Below are 16,851 nucleotides of genomic sequence, written 5' to 3'. Positions count from 1 at the left end.
TCGAACGTGCTCGAGGGTCACTCGGAGGCGGTTGCTCCGTCGGTTGCCGCGGTCTCGCCGGTCGCCGTCTTCTTGGCGGCGGGCTTGCGGGCGGGAGTTTTGCGAGGAGCCTTCGCAGCGGCCTCGACCCCTTCGGCCGTGCCCTTCTTCGCCGTGCCGTCGTCCTCGACCGGGTTCGCGTACGCGGGACCGGCCTCGCCGGCGGGCTGGCCGGCACCGACGGATGCGGGAGCGGTCGCCTCGGCGGGCGCCTCGACGGCCGGCTTGGGACGCGAGGCGAACTCTTCGAAGGCCGCGCGGGGACGCTCACGGTTGTCGAGCGACACGATGTCGCGCCCCAACCAGAAGTTGTTCCACCAGCCGCCCACGACGCGGAACTTGCGCTCGAACGACGGCATGGCCATGCCGTGGTACCCACGGTGGGCGGCCCAGGCCGGGAAACCCTTCATGGCGAACTTGCCGCTCTGGAAGACCCCGACGTTCAGACCGAGGCCGGCGACGGCACCGAGGTTCTCGTGCTTGTAGTCGACGAGGCCCTCACCACGGAGCGACGCGACGATGTTCTTCGCGAGGCGCTTGCCCATGCGGACGGCGTGCTGGGCGTTCGGGACGCAGAACCCGCCCACGCCCTTCCCGGTGAGGTCGGGGGTGGCGGCGACGTCGCCACAGGCCCAGGCGTCGGGGACGACGGTCTCGCCGTCGACGATGCGCAGGTCGGCCTTGACGGTGATGCGTCCGCGCTGCTCGAGCGGGAAGTCGGTGCCGCGGACCATCGGGTTGGCCATGACGCCGGCCGTCCAGACGATGAGGTCGGACTCGAACGACTCACCGGTGGAGAGTTCGATCTTGCCGCCGACCGCCGACTGCAGCTGCGTGTCGAGGTGGACCGTGGCGGCGCGTTCGGCGAGGTTCTTGAGCACCCAGTGGCTCGTCTCGAGCGAGACCTCGGGCATGATGCGGCCCATCGCCTCGACGAGGTGGAAGTGCGTGTCGTCGATGGTGAGGTCGGGGTAGTTCTTGAGCAGGTCGCTGGCGAAGCTGCGCAGTTCGGCGAAGACCTCGATGCCGGCGAAGCCACCGCCGACGACGACGACCGTGAGCAGACGGTCTCGCTCGGGACCGGCCGGCAGGTTCGCCGCCTTCTGGAAGTTCGTGAGCACCTTGTCGCGGATCGCGGCGGCCTCTTCGATGGTCTTGAGGCCGATGGCCTCGTCGGCCACGCCCGGGATCGGGAAGGTGCGGGACACGGCACCGGCCGTCATGACGATCTGGTCGTACTGCATCGTCCAGGCGTCGCCCACCTCGGGCGTGATGGTGGCGGTCCGCGAAGCGTGGTCCACGCCGGTGACCTTCGCCGTGACGACGTTCGTCTTCTTGAGGTGGCGTCGGAGGGCGACGACCGCGTGGCGCGGCTCGATCGAGCCGGCGGCCACCTCGGGCAGGAACGGCTGGTACGTCATGTAGGGCAACGGGTCGACGATCGTGACCTCGGCCTCACCCGCGCGCAGCCATTTCTCGAGCTTCCAGGCGGTGTAGAAACCGGCGTAGCCGCCGCCGACGATCAGGATTTTGGGCACGGCGAATGTCTCCTTGAGGTGGGGGTGTCGCAGACGACCTTACCCCGACCGCCGCGCACGCCTGAACTGGCGGACCGCGCCGACGGCGACGAGCACGGCCGCTCCGCCGAAGACCGTGAACACGATCAAGGGGATGCCCGTGGACCTCATGGTCTCGACGGTGGGCAGCAGGACCGCCAACGGCTGCCCCGGATCGGTCACCGGCGTCGGCACGGGCGCCTCGACGGCCGGGTTCGACGCCTGCGCCGACGGCGCCGGCACGTCCGCTCGCCGGTGCACCCTGATCCACTCGGCCAGGTCGCCCATCGGGTTCTCGGCGACCGTCGGCACCGAGGCGGTGACGGCCGCCGCGGCGTCGACGAGCCCGTAGCCGTACAGGGGGTCGGGGGTCGTGGTGCCCTTCGGGGCGGCCGTCGCCACCACTCGGTTGATGACGTCGTCGGCGTCGAGCTCGGGGTGGGCACTGCGCACGAGCGCGACGATGCCCGCGACGAGGGGGGTGGCCCCGCTCGTGCCGCTCCAGCTGTAGTGGACGTCGCCGGGACCGACACCCACCAGGTCTTCGCTGGGAGCGGCCACGCCGATCGTGATGCCCTGACTCGACGCGTCGAAGCTCGCCGTTCCTTGCCGGTCCACCCCGGCGACGGTCAGGACGCCCGGCATCGTCGCCGGTGCACCCACCTCGGTCGTCCCGCTGCCGCGGTTGCCGGCCGCCGCGACGACGACGACGTCGTGCTGCATGGCGTAGAGGAAGGCGTCGTCCCAACTGGTCGGCCAGTCGAGCGTGTTGCGGGTGAGGGACATGTTGATGACGTCCGCCCCGGCATCGACCGCCCAGCGCACGGCTCGGGCGATCTGGTCGTCGGAGTCCACGGCCGTCGAGCCGAAGCCCACCGACACCGAGAGCAGGTCGGCCTCGGGCGCGACACCGATCACACCGTCGCCCGACCCGGTGCCGCGGCCCGCGACCATCGATCCGACCAGCGTGCCGTGGTTGGGGTCCTCGCCGACCGGCGTCTGGCCGTCGGGCGAGCCGAGCCCCGAGACGTCCGTGCCGCCGACGACGGCGCCCTGGAGTTCACGCACCGACGAATCGACACCGGTGTCGATCACCGCCACGGTCGTCCCCGCACCACGTGTCGTCTGCCACGCCCGCTGGATGCCGTAGTCGGCGAGCCAGTACTCGGCGTCTCGCACCTGATCGGCCGACGCGGCCGACGCCGGCACGACGGCCGCGACCAGGGCCCCCAGCACGATCGCCACCACGAACCCCCCGGAACGGCGCACGCGCGTCAGGCTCCCCCGCGGATCGCGGAAGCGGCGACGGACGGTTGGTCGTCGGCCAGGAAGTCGGGGCACCGGCACACGTCGGGACTCCACGACGCGCGCTCGAGGGCGAGGTCTCCGAACGGATTGACGCCCGGCCCGGCGGCCAACGAGTGGCCGACGAGGGCGTGCAGGCACTTGATCCGCTCGGGCATGCCGCCCGCCGTGACGTGATCGATCTCGTCGACGTGCTCGATGCCCTCACGGTCGGCCAGGTAGGCCTCGTGGGCGGCCTGGTACCGGCTCCGTAGCGCGGGGTCGGACTCGAGGAGGTCGGTGAACTCGGCCATCACCCCGGTGGCCTCGAGGGTCGACACGGCAGCCGTGGCACCGGGGTGGCACAGGTAGTAGAGCGTCGGGAAGGGCGTGCCGTCGGTCAGACGAGGCCTCGTCGCCACGACGGTGGGTGCACCGCAGACGCACCGCGCGGCGATGCCGATCACGTCGCGCGCGGGGCGCCCGAGCTGGGCCGTCACGACGCGGACGTCGTGGTCGGTGACGGGGTCGAAGGGGGGCGTGGTCACGGCGTGCCACCTGTCTGCTCGGAGGTCGGGGCGGGCACCTGGCTGCCGCTGATGTCGGGGGCCACGAGTTCGGTCGCGGGTTCGTCGCTCAGGCCGGCGTCGAGCACCGAGGCCGTCATGGCCGCCACCCAGTCGACCTGGGGCGTCTGCAGCGAATCGCTGATCGTCGTACCGGTGCCCGGAGCCGTGCCGGGGGTCTGAGCCGCGTCGTCGCCCATCACGAGGTAGCTGTACTCGCCGGGATAGACGTAGAGCAGGCGATCACGCGCCTGCGCCTCGATGTACGCCGGGTCGCTCCACCGCGCGACGTCCTCTTTCAACTCGTCGACGGACTGCTCTTGCTGCCGGACGTCGTCCTGAAGGGCGGCGATCTGCTGCTGCTGCTGGATCAGGGTGCGCAGCGAGGGGGCGAGGATGACGACGAACATGACGAGGATGACCAGCATGAGCACGCTGAATCCCGAGAACCGGATGGAGCGCAGCCAGTGGCCCGTCGGCGTCTCGCCGGTCGGCAGGGTCACCGGCACACGGCGGTTCGCGGTCTCACGGGGCATGCGACGAGCCTAAACGACGTCTCTGGGGAACGACGGAGGCCCGCCCCGCACGAGCAGGACGGGCCCCGAGGAGGCGCGGGTCGCGTCAGGCGGAGAAGCGCGGGAAAGCGCTGTACCCGGCGTAGACCGCGGCGTCGCCGAGTTCTTCCTCGATGCGGAGGAGCTGGTTGTACTTCGCGACGCGCTCGCTGCGGGCGGGTGCGCCGGTCTTGATCTGGCCCGCGTCGGTCGCGACGGCGAGGTCGGCGATCGTGGTGTCCTCGGTCTCACCCGAACGGTGCGAGAGGACGGTCGTGTAGCCGCTGCGCTGGGCGAGCGCCACCGCGTCGAGCGATTCGGTCAGCGTGCCGATCTGGTTGACCTTGACGAGGATCGAGTTGGCGGCGCCGGCCTTGATGCCCTTGGCGAGGCGCTCGGGGTTCGTGACGAAGAGGTCGTCACCGACGATCTGCGTCTTCGAGCCGATCTCGCTCGTCAGGTGGGCCCAGCCCTCCCAGTCGTCCTCGTCGAGCGGGTCCTCGATGGTGACGAGGGGGTACGACGCGACGAGGTCGGCGTAGTAGTTCGCGAGGAAGGCCGAGTCGCGCTTCTCGCCCTCGAAGGTGTAGCTGCCGTCGGAGTAGAACTCGCTCGACGCCACGTCGAGTCCCAGGGCGAGGTCCTTGCCGGGGGTGAAGCCGGCCTTGGTGATGGCCTCGACCAGCAGGTCGAGCGCGGCGCGGTTGCTGTCCAGGTTCGGCGCGAAGCCACCCTCGTCGCCCAGTCCGGTCGAGAGGCCCTTGGCCTTGAGCTCGCTCTTGAGGGCGTGGTAAGTCTCGGCACCCCACTGCAGCGCCTCGGCGAACGAGGACGCGCCGACCGGCAGGATCATGAACTCCTGGATGTCGACGTTGCTGTCGGCGTGCGAACCGCCGTTGATCACGTTGAGCATCGGGACGGGCAGCGTGTGCGCGTTCGGCCCGCCGAGGTAGCGGAACAGGGGCAGGTCGGCCGAGTCGGCCGCCGCACGGGCCACGGCCAGCGAGACGCCGAGGATGGCGTTCGCGCCGAGGCGCTTCTTGTTGTCGGTGCCGTCGAGCTCGATCATGGCCTGGTCGATCAGGCGCTGGTCGGTGGCGTCGAGACCCTCGACCTCGGGGCCGATCTCGTCGATGACGGCGGCGACGGCCTTGAGCACGCCCTTGCCGAGGTAACGGCTCTTGTCGCCGTCACGCAGCTCGTAGGCCTCGAAGGCCCCGGTCGATGCACCCGAGGGGACGGCCGCACGCGACACCGTGCCGTCCTCGAGCAAGACCTCGACCTCGACGGTGGGGTTGCCCCGCGAGTCGAGGATTTCGCGGGCGCCTACGGCGTCGATTGCTGCCACTGGAGAGCTCCTTAGTAGTCGTTCGTCTGGGGACGCGAGGTCCGCGGCCCAGCTTAGCCGCGCCTCCTGCTCTGGTTCGTGGCGAGGAGCGGTGGGAGGCGGTCAGCCGATCGTGCGGACCTCGAGGTCGGCGACCGACTCGCCCCCGCGCACGGTCACGAACCGGCCGAAGCCCGCCGCCGCCAGGCCGTCGAGCTGGTTGGTGAAGTTCTTGGCCTTCTTCTCGAGGCGTACGCGTCGCTCACCGCCCGCCAGGAGCGCACGCTGGAGGGCGAGCAGCTCGACCGGTTCGACCTTCTTGTCGTAGACCAGCGCGAGACCCTCGTCGCCGTCGGCCTCGAGCGTCACCAGGTCGACGAGGCGTTCGAATCCCAGTGAGAAACCGGCCGCGGGCACGTCGCTGCCGAGGAAGCGGCCGATCATGCCGTCGTAGCGACCGCCACCGCCGAGCGAGTAGGGCACGTCGGGGTGGGCGATCTCGAAGATCGTGCCCGTGTAGTAGCCCATGCCACGGACCAGGGTCGGATCGAACTCGAGGGTCGATCCCGGCAGTGCCTCGCGCAGCGCGACCAGGTCGGCGAAGGCCGCGCGGTCGAGCCACGGAGCGTCGTCGGCCTCGCCGGTGGCCCAGGACGCGTCGGCCAGCTGGGTGAGCGCCTCGCCGAGACCGGGAGTGGTGACGCCGAGGTCGACGAGTTCGGCCACGACTCCGTCGACGCCGATCTTGTCGAGCTTGTCGACGACGATCAGCGCCTGGTCGGTGAGCGCCTCGGGCACGGCCCAGTGCGCGAGCATCGCCAGCAGGATGCGGCGGTCGTTCACGCGGATCGTCGTCCCGGTGAGACCGAGGGCGTCGAGCACGGCGGTCGTGGCCTGGATCAGTTCGATCTCGGCCAGGGGCCCGGCCTCGCCCAGGACGTCGATGTCGCACTGGACGAACTGGCGGTAGCGCCCCCTCTGCGGACGCTCGGCCCGCCACACCGGAGCGATCTGCACGGAGCGGAAGACCGTCGGGAGCTCGGCTCGGTGTGACGCGTAGAAGCGTGCGAGCGGCACCGTGAGGTCGAAACGGAGCCCCAGATCGGCGAGTCCGAGCACGCTCTCGGCCGACCGCAGGTCGTCGAGGTCGAGGCCGCGCCGGAGCACGGCGAATACCTGCTTCTCGTTGTCGCCCCCCAGACCCGAATGGAGGCGCGAGCTCTCTTCGACGACGGGGGTCTCGATCTCGTCGAAGCCGTAGGAGCGGTAGACGCCCCGGATGACCGAGAGGACGCCCTCGCGGCGCCTCTTGTCGGCGGGCAGGTGGTCGCGCATGCCGCGCGGCGGGTTGACGGGGGTCGGCATGAGGACATCATCCCAGAGACGCCGAGCCCCCGAGGTCGTGCCGAGTTGCAGGCATGTCACATTCTACGTTATGGTTTTCTCGGGTGGTCGGCGCGAATCGGGTTGCGTGCCGGTCACACCTCGAGGCCCTCCCTTCCCTGCGGTGAGGGCCCGGGCCGGGTCGGGCGCCATGCGTTCGGCCCGGCTCCGCCTCACCGGAGACCCCGACCGAGACCCACGCCAGGCTGGGTCAGTCGCGAGGAACGCGAGAGACCAGGGTCTCGACCGACTCCTTGTAGGCCGCAGACGCTCGACGCCCGTCACCCGAGACGATGGCGTCGTACTGCAGACCGAAGAACGCGTCGACGAAGACCCGCGCCGCGACCTTGGCCTCGGCTGCCGCGACTCCGTTCGCCGAGAGCCAGTCGGCGACGTGGTCGACCCACCGGCCGACGGTCCCGCGCGCAGTGCCATCGGCCTCGCCCGCCACGGTCTCGAGCAGGGCCGCCTCGAGCTCGAGGCGATGCAGGTCGCGTCCCCGTTCGGTGGAGACGTCGTGCCAGACCTTCGCCAGGTGTTTGCCGAACGCCTCACGATCGAGCTCGGAGACCGCGACCGCGAGCAGTCCGTCGTTGCGGGCGACGACGGCACGGACGATCTCGGCGACGAGCTCGGCCCGGTTGCCGAAGTGGTAGACGAAGACGTACGTGCTGACCCCGAGGGCCTCGGCAAGGGTTCGGAAGGACACGGTGGCGAGGGAGCGACCCCGGAGGTGCTCGAGGATCTGACCGAGCAGTTCGGGCTTGCGGGTGGGGTCAGGCTTGCGAGGCATGGTGCCGCTCCTTCGTGCCGACGAGTCGTACTCGCCCTGCGCGGTCGCCGTCGTCGTAGTGGACCATAACAGACGTCTGCCGTGGCCGACCGGTCGGCCGATCGACGGTCTCGCTGCCCCGCCGAACACCGTCGAACCGGACGACGAGTAGACCGACATGTCGTCTTTTGACATGTCAGCAATCACCCTCTACATTGAGGACAACACTCGATCTCCGCCGGGTCGCTGCCCCTCGGGCCGATCCGCTGGTGGACGAGCGCCGGCCTCGCCGCTCATTCGGGTTGAGCAGGCGACGCCGAGGTGCCCCCTCATTCGGGTTGAGGGGGCACCTGCTCGACCGGGGCTGCGTCAGACGCCCCGTGCTCGGACGATCCGTTCTCGGACGATCCGTTCTCGGCCTGTTCCCCTCGGGCCCGTCACCCCTCGGCCCGTCCTTCTCGGGCTGGTCCCGCCTCATCTCGCCGAAGCAGTGTCTCGCGTTCGCGCACGGCCGCCCGGAGGGCACGCTCGGCGTCGATGCCGTGATCGGTGGCCTCGTCGACCCGGGCGAGCAGCGCCCTGCCCCACGCGAGCTCACTCGACCCGGCCCGGGCGACGGGGACGTCCGTGCTCGACGTCACCGTCGGCGCATGATCCGACGCAGGCCGTGCCGCGCCCGCGGAGGCCCGACGCGCGTCGAGCTTCTGAGCCCGGGCGAGAGCCGGCTGCCCGACCGGGACACCGTCGTAGGCACTCGTCCGCTGCGACTTCTCGACCGCCTTCGCCGCCGACCAGAGACGGACGATGTCGTCGACGCCGTCGGCCCGGTCCGCCCCGAACACGTGAGGATGACGCCGGACGACCTTCTCGGCGACGTCGCGGACGACGTCGGCGAGTTCGAACGACCCCGAGGAGGCGCGCGCAGCCAGAGCGCTGTGCAAGACCACCTGGTAGAGCACGTCCCCGAGCTCTTCCCGGAGGTCGTCCACGGTGCCGTCCTCGATCGCCTCGACGAGCTCATAGGTCTCTTCGACGAGATAGGTCACGAGGGATCGAGGGGTCTGCGCCCTGTTCCAGGCGCACCCGCCCTCGTCGGCGAGGAGGGCGTCGACCACGCCGACGAGCTCGTCGAGCCGGACACCTGCCCCGGGCTCGAGGCCGCCCCGCGCCTGGTCGTCCGGGGCGCCGCCCGCCCGCCGGGCCGACACGGTCAGTTCGCCGCGGCCGTGTCGGTCGCCGGACGGGCGACCGGGGCGGAGTAGATCGCCGACAGCAGCTGCTCGACCCAGACGATCAGCTCGTCGTCGCTCGGCGACTGCCCGTGAGCGCGCGGCAAGGGCACGCTGACGGCGTTCGCCTGCGCGAACCACCGCGCACCCGGGTACATGCGCTGCAGGCGCACCTGCATGCTGTCGGGCAGGTCGATGCCCGCGACGCGCAGGTTGCTGCCCATGACGACCACCTCGCTGAGCCCGGCCTTCTGGGCCGCACGGCGCAGACGCGAGACCTCGATGAGGGCCAGCACGGGCGCCGGGGGCTCGCCGTAGCGGTCGGTGAGCTCGTCGAGCACCGAATCGATCTGCTCGTCGGTCGAGGTGGGCGAACTCGCCGTCGAGAGCTTCTGGTAGGCCTCGAGGCGCAGTCGCTCGCTCTCGACGTACTCTTCGGGCACGTGGGCGTCGACCGGCAGTTCGAGGCGCAGCTCGGTCTGTCCCTCGGCGACGTCGCCGCGGAACGAGCTGACGGCCTCGCCGATCATGCGCAGGTACAGGTCGAAGCCGACACCGGCGATGTGCCCGGACTGCTCGCCGCCGAGCAGGTTGCCGGCGCCGCGGATCTCGAGGTCTTTCAGGGCGACCTGCATGCCCGCGCCGAGCTCGTTGTTGGCGGCGATCGTCTCGAGCCGGTCTTGCGCGGTCTCGCTGAGCGGCTTGTCGGCGTCGTAGAGGAAGTACGCGTAGCCGCGCTCCCGGCCTCGGCCGACGCGACCTCGGAGCTGGTGCAACTGACTCAGGCCGTACTTGTCGGCCCGGTCGATGATCAACGTGTTCGCGTTGGCGATGTCGAGGCCGGTCTCGATGATGGTGGTCGAGACGAGGACGTCGAACTTGCGCTCCCAGAAGTCGACCATGACCTGCTCGAGCGTCGACTCGGCCATCTGACCGTGGGCGACGGCGACGCGGGCCTCGGGCACCAGCTCGGCGATCTGCGCCGCGATGCGGTTGATGCTCGACACGCGGTTGTGCACGTAGAACACCTGTCCCTCGCGCAGCAACTCGCGCCGGATCGCCGCGGCTTTCTGGCGGTCGCTCTCGGGGCCGACGAAGGTGAGGATCGGGTGGCGGTCCTCGGGCGGCGTGGCCAGGGTCGACATCTCGCGGATGCCCGTCACGGCCATCTCGAGCGACCGCGGGATCGGGGTCGCCGACATGGCCAGGATGTCCACGTTCGTCTTGAGCTTCTTGAGGGCGTCCTTGTGCTCGACGCCGAAACGCTGCTCTTCGTCGATGATGACGAGGCCCACGTCCTTGTACGAGATGCTCTCGCTGAGCAGCCGGTGCGTGCCGATGACCATGTCGACCGTGCCGTCACCGAGCCCGGCGATCGTCTCTTTCGACTCCTTCGCGGTCTGGAACCGGCTCAGGCTGCGGAGGTGCACGGGGAACCCGGCGAAGCGGTCGGTGAACGTGTCGAAGTGCTGCTTCACGAGCAGGGTCGTCGGCACGAGCATCACGACCTGTTTCCCGTCCTGGATCGCCTTGAACGCGGCACGGACGGCCACCTCGGTCTTGCCGTAGCCGACGTCACCCGAGAGCAGGCGGTCCATCGGGATCGGGCGCTCCATGTCGGCCTTGATCTCGTCGATGGTCGTGAGCTGGTCGGGGGTCTCGGCGAACGGGAAGGCCTCTTCGAGCTCGCGCTGCCAGGGGGTGTCGGGTGGGAACGCGTGACCCTTGCTCGCCATGCGGGCCGAGTACAGCTTGACGAGCTCGACGGCGATGTCGCGGACGGCCTTGCGCGCCTTGCCCTTGGCGGCCGCCCAGTCACCGCCGCCCATCTTGCTGAGCGACGGGGCTTCACCACCCACGTAACGGCTGAGCAGGTCGAGCTGATCGGTCGGGACGTAGAGCTTGTCGCCGGGATAGCCGCGCTTCGAGGGTGCGTACTCGAGGACGAGGTACTCGCGGGAGTGCTTGACGGCGTTCTTCCCGCCGCTCGACACCTCGCGACTCGTGAGTTCGAGGAACTTGCCGATGCCGTGGGTCGAGTGCACGACGACGTCGCCCGGCTTGAGCTGCAAGGGGTCGACGACGTTCTTGCGTCGGGTGGCGAGCTTCTTGACCTGGCGCGAGTCGTAGTTGGCCGAACGGCCGTAGAAGTCGGACTCGCCGAGGACGGCGATCTTGGACTCGAACAGCTCGAATCCGGCCTCGACGCCACCGGCCACGAGGTGGACGACGCCGGGTTCGAGCCTGTCGGGCAGGTTCTCTTCGAGTCGGGCGGCGACCTCGCGCTCGGCGAGCACGTCGCGGGCCCGTTCGACGAGGCCCACGCCGCGTGCCGTGACGACGACGGACCAGCCGTCACGCACGCGCTCGACGACGTGCTCGAGGGCTCCCTCGGCGTGGCCGCTGAAGCTCGGCACGACGGCGGCGTCGACCCGCACGTAGTCACCGGCCGACGCGACGGCCTCGTCGTCGGACAGGACCTCGCCCGAGTCGAAGCCGCTCATCGTGAACCAGGACCTGTCGCCGGCCGCCTCGCGCAGGTCGCGGAGGCTGAGGAAGTCGCCCGAGTCGAGGTCGATCGGCGCTTCGGCACCGGCGGTCGCGGCGTTCCAGGCGGCCGACAGGAACTCGCGGTTGGTCTCGGCCAGACTCTGCGCGCGCGACACCACCCGCTCGGGCGAGAGGACGACGACGGAGGCGCCGGCCGGCAGATAGTGCGTCACCGGCACCAGCCGGTGCACGAGCGCGGGCGCCAGGCTCTCCATGCCCTCGACCGGGATGCCCTCGGCGATCTTCGCGAGCATCTGGGAGAGGCTGGGGAACTCGTGCTGCATCTCTCGTGCCCGTTGGCGGACCGCCTCGGTGAGCAGCATCTCGCGGCTGGGCGGCAGCTCGACCGAGGGGACCTCGCCGTCGAGGCTGCGCTGGTCGGCCACCGAGAAGCGACGGATCTGATCGACCTCGTCGCCGAAGAAGTCGACGCGGACGGGGTGCTCGGCCGTGGGGGGGAAGACGTCGAGGATGCCACCCCGGACGGCGAACTCGCCCCGACGGGTGACCATGTCGACCCGGGCGTACGCCAGGTCGACGAGGTGCACGGCGATGCCCGAGAGGTCGTGCCCGCGTTCGCCGACCGTGAGACGCACGGGGTCGAGCTCGACGAGGTTGTCACTGAGCGGCTGGAGAGCGGCACGCACGCCCGCGACGACGACGATCGGCCGCACGGAGCCGGGCGCCTCGGCCGCCTCGCGCTGCCACGTGGCGAGGCGTCGCAGGGCGTGGATGCGCTTGCCGACCGTCTCGGCGCTGGGGCTGAGGCGTTCGTGCGGCAGGGTCTCCCACGCCGGGAACTCGATGATCTCGGCCTCGGGCAGGTAACTGTCGAGCGACCCCCGGACCGCCTCGGACTCGCGGCCCGTGGCGGTGACGACCAGCATCGCCTGCGGACCCTCGCGACGGTCGAGCAGCCCCGCGAGCAACGGGACGCGGAGGCCGTCGACGACCGAGAAGTCGGTGCTGCGTGCGGCCCGGTCGAGGGCGGCAGAGAAGGTGGAGGCGCGCGAGAGCGCCTGGATCAAGCCCGCGAGTATCACCCGCATGATGTTACGCGGCACCACCGACACCGCGGCCGGGGTTCGCTGACGGCGACACCGGCACCGGGCCCGCGGCGGTCGGCATCCGGCGAGCCGGTCAGCTCTTGGCGGTGTGGAACTTCAGCTGGGCTGCCGTGAGCCCGTCGGTCGCGATCATCTCGACGGCGTCGGCCGCGTCACCGATCAGGAACGGCAGCTCTTTGCGCTCGGTGGACGAGAAGTCCTTGAGGACGAAGTCGGCGGCGGGTTGCCTGCCGGGGGGACGGCCGATGCCGACCCGCACCCGGGTGAACTCGTTCGAGCCGGTGGCGGCGATGATGTCGCGGATGCCGTTGTGGCCGCCGTGGCCACCACCGTGCTTCAGCCGGACGACGTCGAAGTCGATGTCGAGCTCGTCGTGGACGACGATCAGCCGCGACACGTCGAGGTCGTAGTACCGCAGGAGCGCCTGCGTCGGACCGCCCGAGACGTTCATGTACGTGGCGGGCTTGGCCAACACGAAGCGAGGGCCGCCGGGGGCGGTACGCCCCTCGGCGACCGTCGCGTTCGTGCGGTGGTTCTTGAAGCCGGCGGACAGACGGTCGGCCAGTTCGGCCAACACCATCTGCCCCACGTTGTGCCTGTTGCCGGCGTAGCCGGGCCCGGGGTTGCCGAGCCCGACCACGAGCCACTGGTCGTCGAGTGCCATCGTCGTGGTCGTCGTTCTCTCAGTGGGTCTGCGCCGGCAGGGTGTTCGGGGTGCGCCGTGTTACTCGGAGCGCTCTTCGTCCTCGATGGAGTCGACGTCGCCCTCGGCCTCGGCGGCCTCGCCGTCCTCGTCGGAGACCGCGTCGGTCGTCAGGTCGAGCTGGGGCACCGAGACGGCGAGCACGAGGGTCTCGGGCTCGCTGACCAGGGTGGCGCCCTTGGGCAGGGCGAGGTCGGCGGCCGAGATCTGGGCGCCCTCTTCGAGGCCCTCGATCGAGACGACGACGCTCTGCGGGATGTGCGTGGCCTCGACCTCGAGCTCGACGACGTTGAGCTCGACGACGTGGATCGTGCCGGGAGCCGACTCGCCCTCGACGTGCACGGGGACCTGGACGGTGACCTTCTCGCCCTGGCGGACGACGATCAGGTCGATGTGCTCGATGGTCTGCTTGACCGGGTCGCGCTGGATGTCCTTGACGAGGGCGAGCTGGTTCGTGCCCTCGATGTCGAGCGTGATGACGGCGTTGGCGCGACGCGTGATCAGCATGGTCTCGTGACCGGGCAGCGTGACGTGCTGGGGGTCGGTGCCGTGGCCGTAGATGACCGCGGGGATCTGGTCGTTCGCGCGGATCTTGCGGGCCGCGCCCTTGCCGAAGCTGGTGCGCACGAGGGCGCTGAGGGTGTTCTGGTCGGACATGTCGTCTCCTTGCAGGGGCCGCGGACGGCCCGGGGGTGTGTGGTCGGTGTCAACTCGAACGCGCATCGCGTGAGGAAGGACCCGCAACCCGAGGGGCGCCGCCCGAAGGACGATCACCGCTGCACGAGTGGTGCCTGAGCACCGAGCGCCTGCCTACCGCGTCGATCACGGGTGCCGGAGCACCCCTCGCCGAGGTTCAGCTGCCCAGGTTACACGTCGGCCGGGCGTGTCGCCAACCCGCGCCTCCTCTGGTTCGTCCGCCCGCGAGGGCGCACGGTCAGTTGGTCCGTCCGCCCGAGAGGGCGCACGATCAGTGTTCGAGCTCGCCTCGTCGCACGGCCTCGAGATGGGCCACGACCGTCGCCACGACGTCGTCCGGGCCGGGACGCACGTCGACCTCGAACCCGGCCTCGTCGTCGGCCAGCGGCTCGAGGGTGGCGAACTGCGACTCCATCAGCCCGGGCGGCATGAAGTGCCCCTTGCGCTCCCGCTGGCGACGGGCGACGAGGTCGCGCACGCCGGTCAGGTGCACGAACCGGAGGCGCGGGTCGCCTTCGCGCAGGACGTCGCGGTACGCCCGCTTCAACGACGAGCAGGCCACGACGACCGAGTCGTCGCCCGCGGCGGTGATGCGGTCGGCGACGATGCGGAGCCACGGCCACCGGTCGTCGTCGTCGAGCGGGTGCCCCTCGGCCATCTTGCGGCGGTTCGCCTCGGGGTGCAGGTCGTCGGCGTCGACGAACGGGATGCCGAGGGTTTCTGCCAGCAGCTCGCCCACGGTCGACTTGCCCGATCCGGAGACCCCCATCACGACGACGGGCGGGACGGGAGCGGGGTGGGGCTGGTCGGTCACGGACGGCCTTCGATCGGGAACACGGTCGCGTCAACCCTAGGCGAGCCGTCCGGGAGGGGTACGGACGGTGCCTGTCGGACGCTCGGCACCGAGGCATAGTCTGCGATCACCATCGACCGAGAAGGAGGCACCGTGACCGAACACGGAGCAGCAGCGCAGTCCACCGCCAAGGCGAACATCGGAGTCGTCGGCCTGGCCGTCATGGGCTCGAACCTGGCTCGCAACCTCGCCAGCCGCGAAGGCAACACGGTCGCGGTCTACAACCGTTCCCCCGAACGCACCGACACCCTGATGGACGAGCACGGCGACGCGGGGTTCGTCCCCTCGAAGTCGATCGAGGACTTCGCGGCCTCGCTGCAGAAGCCGCGCACCGCGATCATCATGGTGCAGGCCGGTCGCGGCACCGACGCCGTCATCGACCAGCTCGCCGACGTGTTCGACGAGGGCGACATCATCGTCGACGGCGGCAACGCGAACTTCCAGGACACGCGCCGACGCGAGGCCGCCCTCAAGGAGCGCGGACTCAACTTCGTGGGTGCCGGCATCTCGGGCGGCGAGGAGGGTGCCCTGAAGGGTCCGTCCATCATGCCCGGCGGCTCGAAGGAGGCCTACGAGACGCTCGGCCCGATCCTGGCGTCGATCGCGGCGGTCGCGGAGGGCGAACCCTGTGTCACGCACGTCGGAGCCGACGGCGCGGGCCACTTCGTCAAGATGATCCACAACGGCATCGAGTACGCCGACATGCAACTCATCGCCGAGTCGTACGACCTGCTGCGCCGGGTCGGCGGCCACGAGCCCGCCGCCATCGCCTCGGTCTTCGAGGAGTGGAACAAGGGCGAGCTCGAGTCGTACCTGATCGAGATCACGGCCGAGGTGCTGCGCCAGACCGACGCCAAGACCGACGGCCCGCTCGTCGACTCCATCGTCGACCAGGCCGGCTCGAAGGGCACGGGCGTCTGGACCGTTCAGAACAGCGTCGGGTTGGGCGTGCCGGTCGGCGGCATCGCCGAGGCCGTCTTCGCCCGCGCCGTGTCGTCGAAACCCGCCCAGCGCGCGGCGGTGCAGAAGACCCTGCAGGGGCGACCCACGATCCAGGAGGCCGGCGACGGCTTCGAGGACGACGTGCAGAAGGCCCTCTACGCCTCGAAGATCGTCGCCTACGCCCAGGGCTTCGACGCCATCATCGCCGGTGCCGACGAGTACGACTGGGACATCGACAAGGGCGCCATCGCCAAGATCTGGCGCGGCGGCTGCATCATCCGCGCACAGTTCCTCAACCGCATCGTCGACGCCTACGAGAAGGACGCGTCGATCGCGACCCTGCTCGAGGACGACTACTTCGCCGCGGCCGTCCGCGACGGCGAAGAGGCCTGGCGCCGCGTCGTCGCCAAGGCCGCCCTCTCGGGCATCCCCGTGCCCGGGTTCGCTTCGGCGCTGTCGTACTACGACTCGCTCGCGTCCGAACGTCTGCCCGCCTCGCTCATCCAGGGACAGCGCGACTTCTTCGGCGCCCACACCTATCAGCGCGTCGACGAGGAGGGCACGTTCCACACCCTCTGGTCGGGCGACCGCTCCGAGATCGAGACGGAGCCGTCGACCCACTGACGAGCGCCAGGGGGGCGCTCACCGCGCCTCCTGCGTTCTGACGGGCGTGCCCGTCGATGCGGTGCCGCTGCGGCGGCCGGCGTCGGCGGGCACGCCCGTTCGTCGCCCGCCGGAGGGGACCTCGGCTCTTCCCCATGCCGTCCCGCCCACGTCGGCAACTCAGGAAAGTGACCACCGGAACGGCCCGCAGGAGGCGCGGCGCAACCGAACTCCGGAGTTGCCGACCGCAGACGAGCGGCATCGCGAGCCGAACCCGACCATTACCGCCACCGCCACCGCCACCGGGACGTGCCGGGCCGTGCCTGCCGGACCGGGCCGGGTCACGCCCCTCGCAGCCCGACGTCACCCCGCCCACGTCGGCAACTCAGGAGAACGACCACCGGAACGGCCCGCAGGAGGCGCGGCGCAGCCGAACTCCCGAGTTGCCGACCGCAGACGAGCGGGCAGGGCCGTGCCAGGCGGGGCCGGGCCGGGCCGTGCCGGACCGGGCCGGGTCACGCCCCTCGCAGCCCGACGTCACCCCGCCCACGTCGGCAACTCAGGAGAACGACCACCGGAACGTCCCGCAGGAGGCGCGACGCAACCGAACTCCGGAGTTGCCGACCGCAGACGAGCGGGCGGGGTAGGGCGGGGCGGGGCCGGGCCGGGCCGGGCCCGGCGGGGCGGGGCCGGCGGAGATGCCCCGGGGTGGGAGTGCGGTCACGGC

At 70.6% G+C, this 16,851-nt stretch carries 13 protein-coding genes; 1 reads left to right on the top strand and 12 read right to left on the bottom strand.

Annotated elements, in window-relative coordinates; all coding sequences use genetic code 11:
• Positions 1-17 precede the first annotated feature (17 nt).
• The 12 genes from SZ60_RS16040 to SZ60_RS15985 form a co-directional block, all read right to left on the bottom strand.
• Entirely contained in the window at positions 18-1,577 is a 1,560-nt protein-coding gene (locus SZ60_RS16040; RefSeq protein WP_082060232.1) for an NAD(P)/FAD-dependent oxidoreductase, read from the bottom strand.
• A gap of 39 nt (positions 1,578-1,616) precedes the next feature.
• Positions 1,617-2,864, bottom strand: a complete 1,248-nt coding sequence (locus SZ60_RS16035) for a S8 family serine peptidase (protein WP_231567200.1) — start codon at positions 2,862-2,864, stop codon at positions 1,617-1,619.
• 5 nt (positions 2,865-2,869) lie between these two features.
• The gene (locus SZ60_RS16030) at positions 2,870-3,427 is read right to left on the bottom strand and encodes a DUF501 domain-containing protein (protein WP_043597805.1); all 558 of its coding nucleotides are present in this window, start codon (positions 3,425-3,427) and stop codon (positions 2,870-2,872) included.
• On the bottom strand, positions 3,424-3,981 hold the full coding sequence (locus SZ60_RS16025; protein WP_043597803.1) for a septum formation initiator family protein: 558 nt from the start codon (positions 3,979-3,981) through the stop codon (positions 3,424-3,426). Before SZ60_RS16025 ends, SZ60_RS16030 begins: the two co-directional genes overlap by 4 nt.
• Positions 3,982-4,066: 85 nt before the next feature.
• Positions 4,067-5,347: a phosphopyruvate hydratase gene (gene eno / locus SZ60_RS16020; protein WP_043597801.1), complete on the bottom strand. Its 1,281-nt coding sequence runs from the start codon at positions 5,345-5,347 to the stop codon at positions 4,067-4,069.
• Between the two features lie 102 nt (positions 5,348-5,449).
• Positions 5,450-6,691 (bottom strand): histidine--tRNA ligase, encoded by a 1,242-nt coding sequence (hisS, locus tag SZ60_RS16015; protein ID WP_043597799.1) that lies wholly within the window; start codon positions 6,689-6,691, stop codon positions 5,450-5,452.
• A gap of 229 nt (positions 6,692-6,920) precedes the next feature.
• Positions 6,921-7,502: a TetR/AcrR family transcriptional regulator gene (locus tag SZ60_RS16010; RefSeq protein WP_043597881.1), complete on the bottom strand. Its 582-nt coding sequence runs from the start codon at positions 7,500-7,502 to the stop codon at positions 6,921-6,923.
• A gap of 416 nt (positions 7,503-7,918) precedes the next feature.
• Positions 7,919-8,689 carry a MazG nucleotide pyrophosphohydrolase domain-containing protein gene (locus SZ60_RS16005; RefSeq protein WP_043597797.1) on the bottom strand — a complete coding sequence of 257 codons (771 nt, stop codon included), beginning with the start codon at positions 8,687-8,689 and terminating at the stop codon, positions 7,919-7,921.
• 2 nt (positions 8,690-8,691) lie between these two features.
• Positions 8,692-12,303, bottom strand: a complete 3,612-nt coding sequence (mfd, locus tag SZ60_RS16000) for a transcription-repair coupling factor (RefSeq protein ID WP_043597878.1) — start codon at positions 12,301-12,303, stop codon at positions 8,692-8,694.
• A 97-nt stretch (positions 12,304-12,400) separates the two neighbouring features.
• The gene (gene pth, locus SZ60_RS15995; protein ID WP_043597796.1) at positions 12,401-12,991 is read right to left on the bottom strand and encodes an aminoacyl-tRNA hydrolase; all 591 of its coding nucleotides are present in this window, start codon (positions 12,989-12,991) and stop codon (positions 12,401-12,403) included.
• 60 nt (positions 12,992-13,051) lie between these two features.
• Entirely contained in the window at positions 13,052-13,687 is a 636-nt protein-coding gene (locus SZ60_RS15990; protein WP_043597793.1) for a 50S ribosomal protein L25/general stress protein Ctc, read from the bottom strand.
• Positions 13,688-13,997: 310 nt separating this feature from the next.
• Positions 13,998-14,540: a gluconokinase gene (locus tag SZ60_RS15985; protein ID WP_231567199.1), complete on the bottom strand. Its 543-nt coding sequence runs from the start codon at positions 14,538-14,540 to the stop codon at positions 13,998-14,000.
• 201 nt (positions 14,541-14,741) lie between these two features.
• Here SZ60_RS15985 and gndA point away from each other — a divergent pair, with 201 nt between their 5' ends.
• Positions 14,742-16,145, top strand: a complete 1,404-nt coding sequence (gene gndA, locus SZ60_RS15980; protein ID WP_043597872.1) for an NADP-dependent phosphogluconate dehydrogenase — start codon at positions 14,742-14,744, stop codon at positions 16,143-16,145.
• Positions 16,146-16,851: the final 706 nt, after the last annotated feature.

The sequence above is a fragment of the Frigoribacterium sp. MEB024 genome, assembly GCF_000878135.1.
GTDB lineage: Bacteria > Actinomycetota > Actinomycetes > Actinomycetales > Microbacteriaceae > Frigoribacterium.
Note: the sequence above shows the minus strand (reverse complement) of the source record. Positions and strands in the feature narration are given on the sequence as shown.